This window comes from Pseudomonas syringae (assembly GCF_000737245.1).
Classification (GTDB): domain Bacteria; phylum Pseudomonadota; class Gammaproteobacteria; order Pseudomonadales; family Pseudomonadaceae; genus Aquipseudomonas; species Aquipseudomonas syringae_J.
The window spans coordinates 1-18,781 of sequence record NZ_JPQU01000049.1 but is presented as its reverse complement, the minus strand read 5'-3'; the positions used below and the strand labels follow the sequence as shown (position 1 = coordinate 18,781).

The following is an 18,781-nucleotide window of genomic DNA, read 5'->3' as shown; positions in this document are numbered from 1 at the left end:
CTGAAAAGCGACTCGCCAAGCGCGCGCACCGCTCGTAAACTCCTCGTTCATTCATGTCCGGGCCGTTCGGCTTGGGCGTACCGATGTCGATTCGAGGTTTACAGCCTGGTGACCGCTTCCCCCTGTTTTTCACTCGTGCAACGCCTGTTTCTGATCTGCCTGCTGGCACTGCTCCCCCTGACAGCAGCCCACGCTGTGGGATTGCCGGGCGTATTGGGGGGCGGGACGAAAACCCAGCCTCAGGCACAAGAGCCTTTGGGGCAGTCCCTGGATGAAGTGATCAAAAGCCTGGAAAACGATCAGCAGCGAGCCCAATTGCTGACCGATCTGAAAAAACTTCGAGACGCCACGCAGAAAGCCCAGGCAAGCGGCGATCAAGGGGTTCTGGGCCTGATCGGCGGTACATTGAGCGAGCTGGAGAAAAAATTCTCCGGCGATGACAGCCCCATTACTCGCTGGGCCGAGGAAATCGATCTGGCCCAGGATGAATTCCTCAATGTGCTGCTTCCCGCCAATCAATGGCTGCCAGTCATCGTCGGTTTTGCTCTGGCATTGCTGCTGTGGAGCCTGCTGGCGGCTGCGCTGATCTGGCTGGGGCATTGGGTGCGGATGCGTTTCGGCCTGTCGGAGGAGTTGCCGCAGAACCCGCGAACCCTGGACATGCTGCGCTTCGCCCTGCGCAAACTCGGTCCGTGGCTGATTGCGTTGGTGATCACCGTGTACCTGAGCTACAACTTGCCCTCGTCGCTGGGCAAGGATCTGGCCATGGTGCTGGCCTACGCGCTGGTGGTGGGCACGCTGTTTTCGGCGATCTGCGTGATCGCATTCTCGGTGCTCGACGGCCCGCATCGCCATAAGGCCTTGTATATCCTGCGCCATCAGGCGTTCAGGCCGCTGTGGCTGATCGGCAGCTTTGCCGCCTTTGGCGAGGCTCTGAACGATCCGCGTCTGATTGCCAGCCTTGGCGTACATCTTGCGCATACGGCTGCAACTTTCACCAACGTCATGGCGGCGATGTTCAGCGGTTTGTTCATCCTGCGATTCCGTCGGCCTATCGCGCACTTGATTCGTAACCAGCCCCTGTCGCGCCGCCTGACCCGTCGCGCCCTGAGCGACACCATCGATATTCTCGGCACGTATTGGTATGTCCCGGCACTGATGCTGGTCGCGGTGTCGCTGTTCGCCACCTTCTTTTCCGCAGGAGATACGAGCACGGCCCTGCGACAAGCGCTGATCTGCACGGTTTTGCTGGTGGTGTGCATGGTGATTCAGGGGCTGGTCAGGCGCCATGCACAGCGCCCACGCCACGGGCACAAACGCCACGCGCTGTATTCAGACCGGCTGAACAACTTCTTCTACACCCTGGTGCACCTGCTGGTCTGGCTAGCATTCATCGAGCTGGGTTTGCGGGTCTGGGGCATGTCGTTGATCCGCTTTGCCGAAGGCGACGGCCATGACATCAGCGTCAAGCTGTTCAGCCTGATCGCGACCCTGCTGTTCGCCTGGCTGATCTGGATCGTCAGCGACACCGCCGTGCATCACGCCCTGACCCGCTCGCGCAAAGGCCTGGCCAATGCCCGGGCGCAAACCATGATGCCGCTGATTCGCAATGTGCTGTTCGTGGCGATCTTCATCATTGCGCTGATCGTTGCCTTGGCGAACATGGGCATGAACGTCACCCCGCTGCTGGCCGGTGCCGGTGTGATCGGCCTGGCCATCGGCTTCGGCGCGCAATCGTTGGTGGCAGATTTGATCACCGGGCTGTTCATCATCATCGAAGACTCACTGGCTATTGATGACTACGTGGACGTCGGCGGCCATCTGGGCACGGTCGAAGGCCTGACGATCCGCACGGTGCGCCTGCGGGACATCGACGGCATTGTGCATACGATTCCGTTCAGCGAGATCAAAAGTATTCAGAACTACTCCCGGGAATTCGGCTACGCGATCTTCCGCATCGCCATCCCGGCGAGCATGAAGATCGACGACGCCCTGAAGCTGATTCGCGACGTGGGCACCAAAATGCGCGCCGATCCGCTGCAACGACGCAATATCTGGTCGCCGCTGGAGTTTCAGGGCGTGGAGAGCTTCGAGTCCGGCAACGCCATCCTGCGGGCGCGCTTCAAGACCGCACCGATCAAACAATGGGAAGTCTCCCGGGCGTTCAATCTGTCACTGAAACGGCATCTGGATGAAGCGGGCATGGACCTGGCGACACCACGGTTGAGTGTGCAGGTGATGACGGCTGGGGGAACAAAAAAAATAGAACCCGACAGCGCACCGGATCTGTAGGGGCTGCCGAAGGCTGCGAATAGGGTTTTGACACGACATTTAATTCGACCGAGATGACGCCATCGCGGGCAAGCGCGCTCCCACAGGTGTGATCTCAATATTGGCACGACGACGTGGGACCGGCTTCAGCCGGGAAGAGGCCGGTACAGCCACCCGATATTTATCGTCAGAAATACCGCTTTCCCGGCTAAAGCCGGTCCCACGAGCCTCGCGCCAACAGATGCCTCACTGCCCTCAAATATCCCTAACCACCGCGCTCACATGAATCGCATCATGGCGCCAGTATTCCAGGTCGCAGTCGATCAGGCGGCCGTTCTGGTCGAAGTTGACCCGTGCAATTCTCAAGCCGGGGCTGCCCAGGGAGACTTTGAGCGCCGCCGAAGCCTCGGCATGCAACGCCGTCGGGACCATTTCGAAGCGCACCTGCCCGTAGCGCAGGTCATAGCGACTGGCGTAAAGCTCTGTCAGTGACTGATTCAGGTCGCAATCGAGAATGCCGGGGAAGTAGTCCGGGTTCAGATAATGCTCCACGTACAGCACCAGACGCTGATCAATGCGCCGTGCCCGGCAGATCTGGATCACGCTGGACAGCGCCGGCAACTGCAGCATCTCGCAGATCCTCGCCGAAGCCGGTTGCAAGCGCGCCGAGATGACCTGTGTGTCCGCCACCCGCCCCTGGGCGCTGACCATGGCGTGAAAGTGGCTGCGGCGCATCAGGTCATAGGCCAGACGCGGCGGCGAAATGAACCAGCCGCGACGCTCCTCACGGTAAATCAGCCCTAGTGCTTCGAGCTGCACCAATGCCTCACGCAGGGTGATGCGCGTGGTGTCGAAGACCTCGCTCAGCTTGCGTTCGGCGGGTAATTTGCTGCCGGGGGGCAACAGGCCGTGCTCGATCTGCTCTTGCAAGGCATTGCAAATCGTCGTGACCGCACGGGGCACTTCTTCGCGCATCAGGTTACCTTTCTGGACTAGACCAGCGCCAAAACAGGGCACCAGTTGTTCTCATCGCATCGCTTGGGGTGCAGCAACAGCCTACGTAGCGTAGATGACTGACGCATGACATGACCCATCACAAACCATGCCAATCGGACCTGAAAATCATCTCAAGCCCTTTCAGATCAATGCTTTGATCTTGGTCTACGCTTATCTCGCGTTGACCCTGATATGTGCGGCGAACGCGCTGCAGAGGCCATCCCAACATAAAAATGTCATCGAAAAAGCTTAACTTGGCTCAGGTATTGCTGACCTAGACCAACCCACCCGCAACGATCACTTCTTCAAAAATATTTCAAGAAGTGCACAAGGAGCTTCGAATGAAACACCTTTTGCTGGCATCACTCCTCGGTTCCGCCATTGCTCTGAGCACCTCGGTCATGGCCGCGGACGTCGACCTGAAAACCCTCGAAGCCGCAGCCAAGACTGAAGGCGCGGTAAATAGCGTTGGCATGCCGGACGACTGGGCAAACTGGAAGGACACTTGGTCGGATCTGCAGACCAAATACGGTCTCAAGCACATGGACACCGACATGAGCTCGGCCCAGGAAATCGCCAAGTTCGATGCGGAAAAAGATAACGCCAGCGCCGACATCGGCGACGTGGGTGCAGCCTTCGGTCCTATCGCCGCGACCAAGGGCGTGACCCAGCCTTACAAGCCAAGCACCTGGGACCAGGTTCCGGACTGGGCCAAGGACAAAGACGGTCACTGGGCGCTGGCCTACACCGGTACCATCGCATTTGTGGTCAACAAGAAGCTGCTGCACGGCTCTGAAGTGCCGACCAAGTGGTCAGACCTGAAAGATGGCAAATATAAAGTCACCATCGGCGACGTCAGCACCGCCGCCCAGGCTGCCAACGGTGTCCTGGCCGCTGCAATTGCCATGAAAGGCGACGAGAAAAACATCGCACCTGGCCTGCAACTGTTCACCGAACTGGCCAAGCAGAAACGTCTGGCCCTGAACAATCCGAACATCCAGAGCATGGAAAAAGGCGAAGTCGAAGTCGGCGTGGTCTGGGATTTCAACGGCCTGAGCTACAAAGCCAAGATGACCAACCCGGATGACTACGTGGTGCTGATCCCGTCTGACGGCTCAGTGATTTCCGGTTACACCACGATCATCAACAAATACGCGAAGAATCCGAACGCCGCCAAACTGGCTCGTGAATACATCTTCAGCGACGCGGGCCAGATCAACCTGGCAAAAGGCAATGCACGTCCGATCCGCGCCGAGCACATCAAGCTGCCACCTGAAGTTCAGGCCAAGCTGCTGCCTAACGAGCAGTACAAAGGCGTGACCCCGATCAAAGATGCAGCGGCATGGGAAGCCACTTCCAAGAAACTGCCGCAGATGTGGAACGAGCAAGTCATCATCGAAATGAACCAGTAACGCGCTACCGGCCTCAAGGATGAGGCCATTTTTATCGCCCTCCCCGTATCGAATCCCGTCGGAGCGACTGGCTCATGAAACACAACGTCATTCTCGTGGTGCTCGACGGCCTCAACTTCGAAGTCGCCCGGCATGCCATGGGCCACCTTCAGGCTTATAGCGAGGCAGGCCGTGCCGCGCTCTACAAATTGCAGTGCGAACTACCGGCCCTTTCCCGGCCGTTGTACGAATGCATTCTGACCGGGGTGCCGCCCATCGAAAGCGGCATTGTGCATAACCAGGTCTCACGCCTGTCCAGCCAACGCAGCATGTTCCACTACGCCACCGATGCCGGACTGACCACCGCTGCGGCGGCCTATCACTGGGTCAGCGAGCTGTACAACCGCACACCGTTCGAGGCCGCTCGTGATCGCCACACAGATGACCTAGAGCTGCCGATTCAGCACGGGCACTTTTATTACGCCGACCATTACCCTGATTCACACCTGTTTGCCGATGCAGAAAGCCTGCGGGTCAAACACGCTCCCAACCTGCTGTTGATCCACCCCATGAACATTGACGATGCCGGACACAAGCACGGCCTCGACAGCCCGCAATACCGCAATAGCGCGCGCAGCGCCGACATCATCCTCGCCGATTACCTGCAAGGCTGGCTCGACGCCGGTTATCAGGTGCTGGTGACCGCCGACCACGGCATGAACAATGACCGCTCGCACAATGGCCTGCTGCCCGAGGAGCGAGAAGTGCCGCTGTTTGTACTCGGCGATGCATTCAGCCTGGACCTTAACGCCGCGCCCAAGCAAACCGAGCTGTGCGGCATTGTCTGCGAACTGCTCGGCGTGCCCCACGACAAACCGGTATGTCGGGAGATTCTCAAGTGACCAACAATCGAGGCAAATGGCTGAGCCTGCTGTGCCTGCTACCCTTTGCGCTGTTTTTCTTCGTGTTCCAGATTGCCCCGCTGGGCTGGGTGGCGATCAACAGCCTGCATTCGGAAGCGGGTTGGGGCATCGAAAACTTCATTAACGCGTTCAGCTCGCGGTTCTATCGCCAGGCAATGCAGTTCAGCCTGGAGATCAGTTTCTGGTCGAGTCTGTTCGGCATCATCATCGCCGTGCTGGGCAGTTATTCCCTGCGCAACGTGGATTCGCGACTGCGGGATTTCGTCAATTCCTTCGCCAACATGACCAGCAACTTTTCCGGAGTGCCGCTGGCGTTCGCCTTCATCATCCTGCTGGGCTTCAACGGCGCCGTGACCCTGATGCTCAAACAGGCCGGGATCATCGAAGACTTCAACCTGTATTCGAAAACCGGGCTGATCATCCTCTACACCTACTTCCAGATCCCGTTGGGCGTGCTGCTGCTTTATCCGGCCTTCGACGCCTTGCGTGAAGACTGGCGCGAATCGGCGTCACTGCTCGGGGCGAGCAGCTTCCAGTTCTGGCGGCACATCGGCTTGCCGGTGCTGACCCCCGCCCTGCTCGGTACCTTCGTGATTCTGCTGGCCAACGCCTTGGGCGCCTATGCCACGGTGTATGCCCTGACCACCGGCAACTTCAACGTGCTGCCTATCCGTATTGCAGCCATGGTTGCTGGCGATATCAGCCTGGATCCGAACATGGCCAGCGCACTGGCGATCATTCTGGTTGGCTTGATGACGCTGGTGACTGTCGTTCATCAGTGGTTGCTGAAGAGGAGCTACCATGTCTCGCGTTGAAAGAGGCCCTGCCCGGTTTTATCACCGGACTATCGTCTATCTATTGTTCTTCATTCTGCTGCTGCCGTTGGCCGGGACGATGCTCTATTCGCTGGCCACCAGTTGGTCAGCCAGCATTCTGCCCAGCGGCCTGACCTTCAAGTGGTACATCGCGCTGTGGAGCGACCCGCGCTTTCTCGCTGCCTTTGGTCAATCGCTGCTGGTCTGTGTCGGCGCGCTGATTCTGTCGGTGGTGCTGATTCTGCCGCTGCTGTTTGTGGTGCATTACCACTTCCCGCGGCTCGACGGGCTGATGAACATCCTCATCCTGCTGCCCTTCGCCGTGCCGCCGGTGGCGTCGTCCGTGGGCCTGTTGCAGCTGTATGGTTCCGGGCCGTTCGCGATGGTGGGTACACCATGGATCCTGATCGGTTGCTACTTCACCGTGGCACTGCCGTTCATGTACCGGGCGATCAGCAACAACCTGCAAGCCATCAACCTGACCGACCTCATGGACGCCGCCCAACTGCTCGGCGCCAGCACTTGGCAGGCGGCATTTCTGGTGGTGCTGCCCAACTTGCGCAAAGGGCTGATGGTCGCGTTGCTGCTGTCGTTTTCCTTCCTGTTCGGCGAGTTCGTATTCGCCAACCTGCTGGTCGGCACCCGCTATGAAACCTTGCAGGTGTACCTGAACAACATGCGTAACAGCAGTGGCCACTTCAACAGTGCGCTGGTGATCTCTTACTTCCTCTTCGTGTTGCTGCTGACCCTGGCCGCCAATCGCCTGAATAAGGACAAAGACTGATATGAGTTTTGTCAGTGTTGAAAATCTGCAAAAAAACTACGGCAGCACGGCAGTGTTCAGTGACATCAACTGCACCATCGAACGGGGTGAGTTCGTCACCCTGCTCGGCCCGTCCGGCTGTGGCAAATCGACCCTGCTGCGCTGCATTGCCGGTCTGACTTCGGTCAACAGCGGGCACATTCTGCTCGATGGCGTGGATTTGGTGCCGGTGACTCCGCAGAAGCGCAACATCGGCATGGTGTTCCAAAGCTACGCGCTGTTCCCCAACATGACCGTGGAACAGAACGTCGCCTTCGGCCTGCGCATGCAGAAGGTCAATGCCGATGACACCCACAAACGGGTGGCCGAAGTGCTGAAGCTGGTGGAGCTGACTGACTTCGCCAGCCGCTATCCGCACCAGATGTCCGGCGGCCAATGCCAGCGAGTAGCCCTGGCACGCTCATTGGTGACCCGTCCGCGCCTGTTGTTGCTGGACGAACCTCTGTCGGCGCTGGACGCGCGAATCCGCAAGCACTTGCGTGAGCAGATCCGGGCGATTCAACGCGAGCTGGGCCTGACCACGATCTTCGTCACCCACGATCAGGAAGAGGCGCTGACCATGTCCGATCGCATCTTCCTGATGAATCAGGGTCGTATCGTGCAGAGCGGCGACGCCGAAACCCTTTACACTGCGCCCATCGATGCCTTCGCTGCCGGCTTCATTGGCAACTACAACCTGCTGGAAGCCGATGACGCCAGCCGCCTGATGCAACGGCCGATCACCAGCCGCATCGCGATTCGTCCGGAAGCCATCCAATTGAGCCTGACCGGTTCCCTGGAAGGCGAGATTCGCAGCCACAGCCTGCTGGGCAACGTGATCCGCTACCGGGTTGAAGCCCGTGGCGTAGAACTGGTGGTGGACGTACTCAACCGCTCGGCGGACGATTTGCTGGCCCATGGACGGCGGGTGTCGTTGAGGATTGATGATTCGGCGTTGTGTGAAGTGGTCTAGTAGCGCAGATCGAGGTAGGAGCGCGCTTGCCCGCGATTGCGGTGTGTCAGATACACATTTTTCAATGACCCTCCGCAATCGCGGGTAAGCGCGCTCCTACGGCATAACCTGCACCCATTCAGAGGACAGATTTTCAATGGCTTTAGCAATTTTTGACCTGGACGAAACCCTGATCGCCGGCGACTGCGCCAGTCTCTGGAGCGAGCAGATGGGCAGGCTTGGCTGGGTTGATCCCGAGTCATTCGTCAAACGTGACCACGAACTGATGCAGGCCTACAGCGAGGGCAAGCTGGCGATGGAGGACTACATGGCCTTCAGTCTGGAGCCGATGCTGGGCCGTACCCCGGAAGAAGTCGATCACCTGGTCGGCCCTTGGGTAGAAGATTTCATCGAACCAATCATTTTCAGCGACGCCACCAAGTGCATCGCCGAACACCGCGCAGCGGGCGACAGAATCCTGGTGATTTCCGCCTCGGGCATTCACCTGGTGAAACCGATTGCCGAGCGCATCGGTGTGGATGAAGTGCTGGCCATCGACCTGGATGTGGCTCACGGCGTTTACAACGGCCAGACCGTCGGCACCCTGACCTATCGCGAAGGCAAGATCACCCGGCTGATGGAGTGGCTGGACGCCGAAGGCGAGAACCTGGAAGGTGCGAGTTTCTATTCGGATTCACGCAATGACCTGCCGCTACTGCTGAAGGTTGATTATCCCCACGCCGTCAACCCGGATCCGATCTTGCTGGAGCATGCCCGGAAGGCGGGCTGGCCGGTTCATAGCTGGAAGTAGAATTGCGCACCTGTTGGAGCGAGGCTTGCCCGCGAATCAGTCAACGCGGTGAAACAGGCACACCTCGTTATCGTTCTTCGCGGGCAAGCCTCGCTCCAACAGAGTCAAGTCACACCAGACTCTCATCAATCACCAGCACCAGCTTGCCATTGACCTTGTTGCCCGCCAGTTCGGCATAAGCCGCTGCGGCGTCCTTGATCGGGTAGCTGCGGGCCAGTTGGGGTTTGAGGCGGCCTTCGGTGAACAGCGGCCAGACGTGCTGCCCCAGGTCATGCATCAGGTCAGCCTTGAAGGTGTCGTCACGGCTGCGCAGGGTTGAGCCCAGCAAATGAATGCGTTTGCCGAGGATCTGCGCCATGTCCAGTTTTGCCTCGCGGCCCCCCATCAGGCCGATTAACACCCAGCGGCCGTCGACACCCAGCAGCTTGACGTTCAGTTCGGCATAGTTGGCGCCCACGGGGTCGAGTATCACGTCAAACGGCGCGAAATCCTTCAGGCTCTCCAGGCTTTCATTGCGTACCACACCACCTTGGGCACCCAGCTCGATGCAGTACTGAAGACGATCCGCCGAGCCGACGCTGACCCATACTGGGTTGCCGAACGCCTTGCAAAGCTGAATGCCAGCTGAACCAACTCCACTTGCTCCGGCGTGCAGCAAAACCTTTTCGCCGGGCTCAAGCCTGGCCAGCTGAAACAGATTCAGCCAGGCGGTGGCATAGACTTCCGGCAGCGCCGCGGCCTCGGCCAAGGTCAGCCCCTCGGGGACTGGCAACACATGTCGCCCGTCGACTACCGCCTCTTCGGCCATCGCCCCGCCCGCCAGCAGGGCACAAACCCTGTCGCCCACTTGCCAGGACGAGCCCGGCCCGACCTCGGCGATCACACCCGAACATTCCATGCCGAGGATTTCACTGGCTCCCGGTGGGGGCGGATAAAGCCCTGCTTGTTGCAACAAATCGGCGCGATTCAGACCTGCGGCCGCAACTTTGATGCGAACTTGCCCCACATCGAGTGCCGGACTCGGCTCCTCGACCCATTCCACTTGACCTTCAACGCCTTGCAATGCCTTCACAGTGCCTCCATAGTGAGTCTGGACTGGGCCCGAATGCTGAAACAGCACGGGCTTTCTTGCATTATGCGACCGGATCCGACGGGACCGGCGACTTCCAAAGACGGCCTAATATGCGTTATCAATTGTCCCCGCGTCGAATCAGCATGAAGCATTTCTTTCCCAGCACCGCTCTGGCGCTGGTCGTGGGTCTCAGCATTCTGCCGATGTCCGCCAGCTCTTTCGCTGCCAACAGCTGGGATAACCTCCAGCCAGACCGCGACGAAGTGATCGCCAGCCTGAATGTGGTCGAACTGCTCAAGCGGCATCATTACAGCAAGCCGCCGCTGGACGACAAGCGTTCGATCATCATCTACGAAAGCTATCTCAAACTTCTTGACCCGGCGCGCAGCTACTTTCTGGCCAGCGACATTACCGAGTTCGACAAGTGGCGCACTCAGTTTGACGATTTCCTGAAAAGCGGCGACCTGAACCCTGGCTTCACCATCTACAAGCGCTATCTGGACCGCATAAAGTCGCGTCTGGATTTTGCTTTGGCAGAGTTGAACAAAGGCGTCGACAAGATTGATTTCACCGGCAAGGAAAGCCTGCTGGTGGATCGCAAGGACGCCGCCTGGCCGAAGAATGAAGCCGAACTGGACGACTTGTGGCGCAAGCGCGTTAAAGATGAAGTACTGCGTCTGAAAATAGCCGGCAAAGACCCGGCCAAGATTCAGGAAACCCTGACCAAGCGCTACAAGAATCAATTGGCGCGTCTGAACCAGACCCGTGCCGAAGACATCTTCCAGGCGTACATCAACACGTTTGCCATGTCCTACGATCCGCACACCAACTACCTGTCACCTGACAGCGCGGAAAACTTCGACATCAACATGAGCCTGTCGCTGGAAGGCATCGGGGCCGTGTTGCAGAGCGACAACGACAACGTGAAGATCGTGCGGCTGGTGCCGGCGGGTCCTGCGGCCAAGACCAAACAGGTTGCACCGGCTGACAAGATCGTCGGCGTTGCCCAGGGCGATAAAGAGATGGTCGACGTGATCGGCTGGCGTCTGGATGAAGTCGTCAAACTGATTCGCGGTCCGAAAGGCTCGGTGGTGCGCCTGGAAGTGATTCCAGCCAGCAACGCGCCTAACGATCAGACCACCAAAATCGTCGCTATCACTCGCGAAGCGGTGAAGCTTGAAGAGCAGGCTGCGAAGAAATCTATCCTGCATCTGAAACAGGATGGCCGCGACTACAAGCTCGGCGTGATCGACATTCCGGCGTTCTATCTGGACTTCAAGGCTTACCGTGCCGGCGATCCGCAGTACAAGAGCACCACTCGCGACGTGAAGAAACTGCTGACCGAACTGCAGGCCGAGAAGGTCGATGGCGTGGTACTGGATTTGCGTAACAACGGCGGCGGTTCTTTGCAGGAAGCCACCGAGCTGACCAGCCTGTTCATCGATAAAGGTCCGACCGTACTGGTGCGTAATGCCGACGGTAAGGTTGATGTACTGGAAGACGAAAACACCGGGGCGTTCTACAAAGGCCCGATGGCGTTGCTGGTCAACCGTCTATCTGCCTCGGCTTCGGAAATTTTCGCCGGCGCCATGCAGGATTATCACCGCGCGTTGATCATCGGCGGCCAGACCTTCGGTAAAGGCACCGTACAGACCATCCAGCCGCTGAACCATGGCGAACTGAAACTGACGCTGGCCAAGTTCTACCGGGTGTCCGGGCAGAGCACCCAGCACCAGGGCGTGGTACCGGATATCAGCTATCCGTCGATCATCGACACCAAGGAAATCGGCGAGAGCGCGCTGCCTGAGGCTATGCCGTGGGACAGCATCAAACCGGCGATCAAACCGGCTGTCGACCCGTTCAAGCCTTTCCTGGCGCAACTGCAATCACGTCACGAAGCTCGTTCAGCGAAAGATGCCGAGTTCGTCTTTGTCGAACAGCGTCTGGCCTTGGCCAAGAAGCTGATGGCGGAAAAAACCGTCAGCCTCAACGAAGCGGATCGTCGTGCAGAACACGCTTCGATTGAAGGCCAGCAATTGGTTCTGGAAAACACCCGCCGCAAGGCCAAAGGTGAAGAGCCGCTCAAAGAGCTGAAGAAAGAAGACGAAGATGCGTTGCCGATGGATGACGATAAGACCAAGCCGGAAGACGACGCCTACCTGTCGGAAACCGGTCGGATTTTGATCGACTATCTGGGTCTCAATGCGACAGTGGCAAAGAAGTAGATCTATAACGCCGGGGATTTAAATGTGGGAGCGAATTCATTCGCGAAGCGGTATATCAGGCGAAACATCTGTGTCTGGTAAAACGCTTTCGCCAATGAATTCGCTCCCACAGGTCAGCGAGCGTTCGCATCATCACAGACTGTCCTTGGTAGAAATGGCTATTTGATAGCAACCGTCATCAAACAGTCATGAATCTGTCGTGAAATGTGGGGTCAGGCGTATCATTGCCTGGCCCCTTTTTCTTGCCTCGAGATTGCCATGCCCACGACTGAACAGCTGAGCGCACTGAGTTCGATTCTGGCTCACAGTGATTTGCACAGTCTGTTTCAACCCATCGTCTCTTTGCCCGAACGACGCATTCTGGGTTACGAAGCGCTGACCCGTGGCCCTTCCAACAGCGTGTTGCACTCTCCTGTGAGTCTTTTCGCCGTTGCGCGTCATGCAGGACGGCTCAGCGAACTGGAAATAGCCTGCCGCGAAAGCGCTTGTCGCCGGTTCAGCGAACAGAAGCTGGAAGGCAAGCTGTTCCTGAATATTTCCCCCGAGTCTCTGCTGGAAGCGTCGCACCCACCGGGTCGGACCTTGGAACTGCTGCAACGCTATGGCATCGCGCCCAGCGCCGTGGTGATCGAACTGACCGAACAGACCCCGACCGAAGATTTCCAGCTGCTGTACACCGCCCTTCACCACTATCGCGACATGGGCTTTTCAATCGCCATGGACGATCTGGGTGCCGGGTATTCGAGTTTGCGTCTGTGGTCGGAGTTGCGCCCCGAGTACGTGAAGATCGACCGACACTTCATCGATGGCATCCATCAGGACGCAGTGAAGCGCGAGTTCGTCGGCTCCATGCTGCAAATGGCCAAGGCTTCAAGAGCACAAGTGATCGCTGAAGGCATCGAATTGCCGGAAGAACTCGCGGTGCTCAACGAGATGGGTATCGAACTGGTCCAGGGTTACCTGCTATGCCGCCCGCAAGAACAGCCTCCCCGTGACGCTCGCGCCTTGCTGCCCAAGCTCGACGCCCTGGCCAGCCCGGCCATGGCTGACGAAGGCAGCGACCTCAGCGCGTTGCTCAACGAGCAACCGGCCGTGCCTCGTGACACGCCCACGGCCTCGGTACTCGAAGCTTTCCGCAAGCAGGCCAACCTCAACTCCATGGCGGTTCTGGATGAACAGGGTCGACCCTGCGGCATCGTGCATCGACACTCCCTGTCCGAAGTGCTGCTCAAGCCCTTCGGCACCGAGCTGTTCGCCCGCAAACCCATCAGCCGGTTAATGAGCGATGATTTTCTTGCCGTGGAACTGAGCCAGTCCCTGCAACAGGTCAGCCGGCTGTTGACCAGCCGCGCCCGGCAGCGCATCGAGGAGGATTTCATCATCACCCTCCATGGTGCCTATCTGGGGCTGGGTCGGGTAATAGACGTGCTCAAACTGATCACTGAGTTGAAGATCCAGCAAGCCCGACATGCCAACCCACTGACCTTGCTGCCGGGTAACGTACCGATTCAGCAATGCCTGACGCGCCTGCTGCAACAAGGCCGGGAGTCGATGATCTGCTACGTGGATATCGACAGCTTCAAACCGTTCAATGACATCTACGGTTACGGCCGTGGGGATGAAGTGTTGTTGTGTCTGGCGCAGTGCCTGAATGATCGCATCGACCCGAGCCGGGATTTCGTCGGGCACATCGGCGGTGATGATTTTCTGATGGTGCTGGGTTCCGAAGACTGGGAGCGGCGGCTAAATGTGCTGCTGGAGGATTTCCAGAACCAATGCCGACGCTTCTACCGCGCCGAACACCTGCACGCCGGTTGCTTCATCGCCCTGAACCGCCAAGGCCAGCGCCAGGATTTCCCGCTGCTGTCACTGTCCATCGGCGTCATTCATCTGCATCCCGAGTCCTGCACCCGGCTCGACGCCAGCCAACTGGCCGAGCTCGCCTCCCAGGCCAAGCACTATGCCAAAGAAGTTATTGGCGCGAGCATGCATGTGATTGATACGCGGGAGTTGGGGTAGAAATATCTGCCGCACCTGGACCCGCTGTGGGAGCGGTGCTTGCCCGCGATAAGGCTGGACGCGGTTCAATTCAGAATTGCGGTGCCCTTATCGCGGGCAAGCACCGCTCCCACAGGATCAGCGCCAGACACGCTCTACTCGGGATAACTGAACTCAAACACCCGCACCACTTCCGAGGCATGCCAAGAGGCGGCGGCGACGCCATCGGAGGGGCCTGAGAACCGCCCCAGACGCTCCACACACTCAAAGAAGCCGGTACGCGGCAAACGACTGGCGCCCTGGCTGATCACCAAGGAGCTGCGCAAGGGCTGCTCTGCCTTTGCGTCCAGCGCGGCCAGATGCTCCAGCGCGGCAGTCAGCGTCTGCATGGCTGGGCTGGGCAACTGCAAGCGCTCCAGCAAGGCACGATAGGTCAAAAGATGGCGCTGGCGGCGTGCCTGGTCCAGCTCAGTCAACAACCCCTCCCAGTGCTGACGACTGATGCGCACGCTCATGCCTCACCCCGCCAGCCGGGTACGCCAAGTTCCCATGCCAGACTGCGGCGAATGGCAGCATCTGGCTGACGCACGCCGGTTTCGATCAATTCCAGATAAGAAGGGCTTATTCCGACGGTGCGCGCCAGTTGAGCCCTCTCAAGGCCCTTGGCCTCTCTTAACGTTGCCAGTTGGTCCAGACCGGGTAGCTCGTCAGCCTCGCTGCTTGACTCGGCCTTCTGATCAGAGGGTTCGCCACCCGGCTTGTGAGACAAACCCGCTGCACGCAGCAGCGCCTGATACTGAGCCCACGGCAGAACGGCATACTCTGGCTCGCCATCCCGTGAAATAACCTGCAGATCCATACAACCCCCATGTAGGACAACTACACATTACGAGTAGGTTTATTCCATATGCTGGCATCTTAACAGCGGTCAGGGGCTACTTGCCTGCTGTCTATGCTCTTAGGTCGCTAATGGATGTCGCGGATCAACTGCCAGCACGACGGCGCATCCTCAATCCTTGGCTTTCTCCCGCTCAAGCAACTGCTGAGTAGCTGGAAGACGCTCCACCACAATCAGTTTTTCCGGTGACTGACCCGCCCGCCACTGGCGAAAGGCTTCAAGCTCGGCATCAAGGCTTTTCATGACCCAGGCGAGCACGGCGATATCGTCGAGCATGCCGATACCGGGAATCCAGTCAGGGACCGCATCCAGCGGGCTGAGGAAATACATCAAGCCTGCGACGATGGACAGAATCGCTTTGGGGCTGATTGCCCGATACTCGCCGCGCCAATACGCCAGGCAAAGGGCCTGTAACAAGCGCAGGTCGTCCTTGATTCTGCCCAATCGACTGCCTTCAGCCGAACCTTTGCGAGCGACAGCAAACAGCAATCCCGGCAAGCGCCCGGCGGCCATGAGGCGGCGCGCCATTGGCAAGTATCTAAGAAGATTCCACGGTGCTTTCATATCCCCTCCCGTTGAGCGAAGTTCTGTGCCGATAAACAGCGGGCCTACAAATATCGATATTGGTTCGTCGCAAAGGTTATCCACACAACTTGTGGATAACCTTGTGAACAGAGCCATTTTTTAGCGCCGAAACCCTTGTTCTACGCGGCCTCAGCTCAAATCGGGCGTTTTTTACTCACATAAAAAAACCATAAAAATCGTTGACTTGAGCCTGTTCAGAAGTTACCCACAAGCCAATATCCTGATTCATGTTGGATCGTCGGACAAACCTCTGGCGACTCTCGGCACCCCTGTGGACACTTTCAAGTAATCGGACTACCACCGTTCAGATCGGTTCGCCCGAAAACGACAACGCCCCGTCGAAACGGGGCGTTGTGGTCAAGCCAGAGCGTTGCTTACTTGGAAGCAGGCGCCGCTGACTCTTCTTCTTCCTCAGCGTCTGCCGCACCAGGTGCGCCTGCTGCTGCCGGGTCTTTGATAGCGATCAGCTCCAGATCGAATACCAGTACCGAGTTGGCAGGGATCGTCGGGCTAGGGCTCTGTGCGCCGTAGGCCAGATCGCTCGGGATGAAGAGCTTGATCTTCTCGCCAACGTGCATCAGTTGCAGGCCTTCAACCCAGCCAGGGATCACGCCGCTAACCGGCAGATCGATCGGGCTGCCACGCTCAACGGAGCTGTCGAACACCTTGCCGTCAGTCAGTTTGCCTTCGTAGTGAACAGTTACCACGTCAGTCGGCTTAGGCTGTGGGCCGTCGGCTTTCTTGACGATTTCATACTGCAAGCCGGAAGCGGTAGTAACTACACCTGCCTTCTTGCCATTTTCTTCGAGGAATTTTTTGCCGGCTGCGGCAGATTCTTCGCTCATCTTGGCCATACGCTCTTCGGCACGCTTTTGCAGTGCAGCGAAAGCTTCAACCAGTTCTTCGTCTTTCAGTTTCTGTTCTTTCTTGCCGACGGCATCTTCGATGCCTTGGGCTACGGCTTTGGAGTCCAGGTCATCCATGCCTTCCTGAGCCAGGCTTTTGCCCATGTTCAGGCCAATGCCGTACGACGCTTTCTGGGCCGGGGTTTTGAGCTCAACAGTGCTGGCTTGCTTATCACAACCTGCGAGTACCAGACCGACCAGGGCAATCGCCGCTGCCAACCGATGCTGTTTCATGCTGATTCCTTGTTCATGCGCCAATAGGGCAAACGAGTAAAGCCGCGAGCTTATCAGGCTGCCGCGATCAATGGCTACCGGCATGAGAGGCAGAAAAGGCAGATAAGTTCAGGTATCCAAAGGTTTTATTGCCCCCATGCGCCGTCGTTCAGTCCCGGTTCAGGCTCGCGACGAAAATTCCCACGCGCCTGAAACAGGACTCTTACAGTTCTTGCTTACACTTAGCGGGCTGGCACCTGCACCAATGCAGGCTGTACGGCCGTTTTACGCCCCAGAATTACCGTACACACCACCGCCGCAGCGAAGACCCAGGTCAGGGTGTCGATATGCTCGCCAAAAAACAGTGCCGAAAACGCCATGGTGAAAAATATCTGCAGCAACTGGACCTGGCCGACCCGGGCAATGCCGCCCATGGCCAGCCCGGCATACCAGGCGAAGAATCCAATAAACTGGGAAAACAGGGTGATATAACTGAAAGACCACCACGCCTGACTGGAAATGACACCCTCGTGCCGCCAGGCCAGCCACACGACCGGCCCCAGCAGCAGCGGACTGGCGATTACCAATGCCCAGCAGATCACCTGCCAGCCGCCCATTTCTCTAGCCAGGCGCCCTCCTTCGGCATAACCCAGCCCGCCCATGACGATGGCCAGTACCATCAACAGGTCACCGAGGCTGATCGAACCCGCTCCCTGAATCACGGCGTAACCCAGCACGAGGCCGCTGCCCAGTGCAGCGCACATCCAGAACGCTTTCGATGGACGTTCGTGTGAAAGCCACGCGGCGAACAGCGCGACCACCATGGGCTGTAGGCCATTGACCAACGCGCCGTGGGACGCAGGCAAGGTTTGCATGGCCCAGGACGACAGCATGGGGAAACCCAGGATCACGCCGAGCACAACCATGCACAGTCCTTTGAACTGGCTGAAGGTTGGCAGTTTTTCCCGGCGCCACAGCAGTAAGACCGCCGCGGGTACTGCCGCAAACAGTGCGCGAGCCAGCGCGGCCAGGATCGGGTTGACTTCATGGACCACGATGCGGGTCATGGGCAGGGTCAAGCTGAAGATGATTACGGCAAGCAGGCCGAGGGCCATGCCTTGGTTTTCGCGCTGGGTCATGAGTGTCTGCATGTCGAGCTATTAAGGCAGTCATTCTGTCACGCAGGTGGGTGGGGTCTTGGCTACAGCTATAGGAGGGATGAGCGGTACAGTTGGATTTTGTTTAGGGTGAACCGATACAGCTGACCCTGAGCAGAGGTAGCTGCACAGGTTTTTTGCGTACATATCCATTACCTCGGTAACGGTTACTTATGGTTGCGCCCTTACGGCGCGTCACTTTTTTCAGACGCCAAAAAAGTAACCAAAAAGGCTGTGCCCCACCACTCGGTCCCTCGCTCAGGCTCGGCATGCCCGTAATCCGACATTCATTCGGCGGGCCGCCGCGAAGGGCCATCCCTGGCCCAGCGCGGCTAAACCGGCATCCATGCCGGCTTACCCGCCTAATCAATGTCGGCTTCCGGCCAGCGTGGTTTGACGGGGCGCCAAGATCAAAAGCAGATCAAAATCAAAAGCAGTCAAAAGCAGAAGCGAGGCGGTCTGACAGTCGGCCTGCTCTCAAGGCATCCGCACGCCTCTGTTGGAGCGAGGCTTGCCCGCGAATCATGCGCCTCGATTCATCAGTAAGACCGCATTATCGTTCTTCGCGGGCAAGTCGGAATGCCGCCCACTCGCTCCAACGGGCACCGGTACTCCACGAAGTAGAGCAAAAGCCAAAAATCGCAGACAACAAAAAGCCCGCACTAGGCGGGCTTTCTGTTGCGTCAAGGAGTTCAAGGGCCTTGAAGCTGAATATGGCGCAGCGGACGGGACTCGAACCCGCGACCCCCGGCGTGACAGGCCGGTAT

The 18,781-nt window shown here is 58.3% G+C and carries 16 protein-coding genes; 9 read left to right on the top strand and 7 right to left on the bottom strand.

Annotated features, from left to right (window positions below; genetic code table 11):
* Nucleotides 1–108 precede the first annotated feature (108 nt).
* Entirely contained in the window at nucleotides 109–2,292 is a 2,184-nt protein-coding gene (locus IV01_RS08025; RefSeq protein ID WP_050507794.1) for a mechanosensitive ion channel domain-containing protein, read from the top strand.
* A 234-nt stretch (nucleotides 2,293–2,526) separates the two neighbouring features.
* On the opposite strand, the gene IV01_RS08030 is transcribed toward IV01_RS08025, so the two are convergent.
* Entirely contained in the window at nucleotides 2,527–3,246 is a 720-nt protein-coding gene (locus IV01_RS08030) for a UTRA domain-containing protein (protein WP_032630041.1), read from the bottom strand.
* Between the two features lie 362 nt (nucleotides 3,247–3,608).
* Between IV01_RS08030 and IV01_RS08035 the strand changes: the two genes are divergently transcribed.
* The 6 genes from IV01_RS08035 to IV01_RS08060 all read left to right on the top strand — a co-directional run bounded on the left by IV01_RS08035 (nucleotide 3,609) and on the right by IV01_RS08060 (nucleotide 8,961).
* Entirely contained in the window at nucleotides 3,609–4,679 is a 1,071-nt protein-coding gene (locus IV01_RS08035) for an ABC transporter substrate-binding protein (RefSeq protein WP_032630040.1), read from the top strand.
* A 74-nt stretch (nucleotides 4,680–4,753) separates the two neighbouring features.
* A complete protein-coding gene (locus IV01_RS08040; protein ID WP_032630039.1) occupies nucleotides 4,754–5,560 on the top strand; it encodes an alkaline phosphatase family protein in 807 nt (268 codons plus the stop codon).
* Entirely contained in the window at nucleotides 5,539–6,396 is an 858-nt protein-coding gene (locus IV01_RS08045) for an ABC transporter permease (RefSeq protein ID WP_032630038.1), read from the top strand. The genes IV01_RS08040 and IV01_RS08045 overlap by 22 nt, the downstream gene beginning before the upstream one ends.
* Complete coding sequence (locus IV01_RS08050) at nucleotides 6,383–7,180, top strand: ABC transporter permease (protein WP_032630037.1); 798 nt, start codon at nucleotides 6,383–6,385, stop codon at nucleotides 7,178–7,180. Before IV01_RS08045 ends, IV01_RS08050 begins: the two co-directional genes overlap by 14 nt.
* Nucleotide 7,181: 1 nt before the next feature.
* Nucleotides 7,182–8,171 (top strand): ABC transporter ATP-binding protein, encoded by a 990-nt coding sequence (locus tag IV01_RS08055; protein WP_032630036.1) that lies wholly within the window; start codon nucleotides 7,182–7,184, stop codon nucleotides 8,169–8,171.
* A gap of 136 nt (nucleotides 8,172–8,307) precedes the next feature.
* Nucleotides 8,308–8,961, top strand: a complete 654-nt coding sequence (locus IV01_RS08060; RefSeq protein ID WP_032630035.1) for an HAD family hydrolase — start codon at nucleotides 8,308–8,310, stop codon at nucleotides 8,959–8,961.
* Nucleotides 8,962–9,070: 109 nt separating this feature from the next.
* Here IV01_RS08060 and IV01_RS08065 read toward each other — a convergent pair whose 3' ends face one another.
* Nucleotides 9,071–10,033, bottom strand: coding sequence for an NAD(P)H-quinone oxidoreductase (locus tag IV01_RS08065; protein ID WP_032630034.1), 963 nt, complete (start codon nucleotides 10,031–10,033; stop codon nucleotides 9,071–9,073).
* A gap of 143 nt (nucleotides 10,034–10,176) precedes the next feature.
* Here IV01_RS08065 and IV01_RS08070 point away from each other — a divergent pair, with 143 nt between their 5' ends.
* Together IV01_RS08070 and IV01_RS08075 are read left to right on the top strand one after the other, a co-directional pair.
* Nucleotides 10,177–12,258 (top strand): carboxy terminal-processing peptidase, encoded by a 2,082-nt coding sequence (locus IV01_RS08070; RefSeq protein WP_195758802.1) that lies wholly within the window; start codon nucleotides 10,177–10,179, stop codon nucleotides 12,256–12,258.
* Between the two features lie 258 nt (nucleotides 12,259–12,516).
* The gene (locus tag IV01_RS08075; protein ID WP_032630065.1) at nucleotides 12,517–14,277 is read left to right on the top strand and encodes a bifunctional diguanylate cyclase/phosphodiesterase; all 1,761 of its coding nucleotides are present in this window, start codon (nucleotides 12,517–12,519) and stop codon (nucleotides 14,275–14,277) included.
* A 134-nt stretch (nucleotides 14,278–14,411) separates the two neighbouring features.
* On the opposite strand, the gene IV01_RS08080 is transcribed toward IV01_RS08075, so the two are convergent.
* From IV01_RS08080 to IV01_RS08100, 5 genes are all read right to left on the bottom strand, one after another.
* The gene (locus tag IV01_RS08080; RefSeq protein WP_032630032.1) at nucleotides 14,412–14,771 is read right to left on the bottom strand and encodes a hypothetical protein; all 360 of its coding nucleotides are present in this window, start codon (nucleotides 14,769–14,771) and stop codon (nucleotides 14,412–14,414) included.
* Nucleotides 14,768–15,115, bottom strand: coding sequence for a helix-turn-helix domain-containing protein (locus IV01_RS08085; protein ID WP_032630031.1), 348 nt, complete (start codon nucleotides 15,113–15,115; stop codon nucleotides 14,768–14,770). Before IV01_RS08085 ends, IV01_RS08080 begins: the two co-directional genes overlap by 4 nt.
* A 150-nt stretch (nucleotides 15,116–15,265) precedes the next feature.
* Nucleotides 15,266–15,718, bottom strand: coding sequence for a YkvA family protein (locus IV01_RS08090; protein ID WP_032630030.1), 453 nt, complete (start codon nucleotides 15,716–15,718; stop codon nucleotides 15,266–15,268).
* A gap of 395 nt (nucleotides 15,719–16,113) precedes the next feature.
* Nucleotides 16,114–16,878 (bottom strand): FKBP-type peptidyl-prolyl cis-trans isomerase, encoded by a 765-nt coding sequence (locus IV01_RS08095; RefSeq protein ID WP_032630064.1) that lies wholly within the window; start codon nucleotides 16,876–16,878, stop codon nucleotides 16,114–16,116.
* A 221-nt stretch (nucleotides 16,879–17,099) separates the two neighbouring features.
* Nucleotides 17,100–17,996 (bottom strand): DMT family transporter, encoded by an 897-nt coding sequence (locus IV01_RS08100; RefSeq protein WP_032630029.1) that lies wholly within the window; start codon nucleotides 17,994–17,996, stop codon nucleotides 17,100–17,102.
* Between the last annotated feature and the right edge of the window lie 785 nt (nucleotides 17,997–18,781).